The organism is Alkalicoccobacillus porphyridii, from assembly GCF_007293315.1.
Lineage (GTDB): Bacteria > Bacillota > Bacilli > Bacillales > Bacillaceae_D > Alkalicoccobacillus > Alkalicoccobacillus porphyridii.
Map to the genome: position 1 here is coordinate 1 of NZ_VLXZ01000035.1, position 1,017 is coordinate 1,017.

Annotated in this window: 2 protein-coding genes; both read right to left on the minus strand. The window is 41.2% G+C overall.

What is annotated here, in order from left to right:
- On the minus strand, window positions 1–386 hold a 386-nt coding region (locus tag FN960_RS20675), incomplete at its 3' end, for an IS3 family transposase (RefSeq protein WP_143850757.1).
- Between the two features lie 17 nt (window positions 387–403).
- Entirely contained in the window at window positions 404–964 is a 561-nt protein-coding gene (locus FN960_RS20680) for a helix-turn-helix domain-containing protein (RefSeq protein WP_143850758.1), read from the minus strand.
- Window positions 965–1,017: the final 53 nt, after the last annotated feature.

Below are 1,017 nucleotides of genomic sequence, written 5' to 3' on the forward strand. Positions count from 1 at the left end.
ATGATTGGACTGAAATAAAGCTTTTCTCCACCTTTGCACTTAAATTCAGTGACATCTGTCGTTAGTTTTTGAAGAGGGATCGGCGTGTGAAACCGTCGATTTAATCGATTCTCTGCCACTTTACCCGTAGTTCCTTTGTACGATTTATAGCGGGATTTCCGAATAAAGTTCTCTGATTTTAGACCAAGCTCATTCATGAGTCGTTGAACCTTTTTATGATTAATCATGTGCCCATTGGCACGAAGTTGTGCATGAACCCGACGGTATCCGTAGTTTCCATCGTGTTGTTCAAAAATAACTTGAATGTCTTTTTTGATGCGATGATCTGGATCCTCTTTATCTAGTTGGTTTAGTTGGTAATAATACGTGGCTTCAGGGAGATCCACTTGAGTGAGGACATCCCTTAATCGGAATTCTTTTTTGAGTTCGAATGCCAACGCTGCTTGTGCTTTTCGAGATATTTTTCCGGATCTTCCCGAAAAGCTTTCAACTTTTTTAAATAGGTATTCTCCAAACGGAGAGCCTCATTTTCACGCTCTAACTCTTGTTCACGTGTTTGTTTATTTTCTAGTTTTGATGGTTTCTTCTTTGAGTGCTTAGACATAGAGGGTCGCCCTTTCGGCTTTTGTTTCAGGCCTTCCATCCCAAGGTTCTCACGAGAGAGACTCCAACTGGTAATCAGAGAGGCATTATTTAATCCGAAATGACTCGCTGCTTCTTGGTGAGAAGCTCCTGTTAGTTTTATAAAGTGTAATACATCTCGTTTGAATTGAACAGGGTAAGCGGTTGGTGTCCGTTTTGGTGTTAGTCCGCTTTGACCTAAGTCACGAAAAGCATTGACCCAGCGACGAATCAGAGAACTCGCAGGCATGCCATGCTTTTTAGCCAGCTTATCATATCCAATCGATCCTCGAAGATATTCTTCAACTAGTTGTCGTTTGAATTCCTCACTATATTTACTCATATAAAAACACCCCAAACGTTAGATTTGTCCTCTAACTTTTGGGGTGCACCACC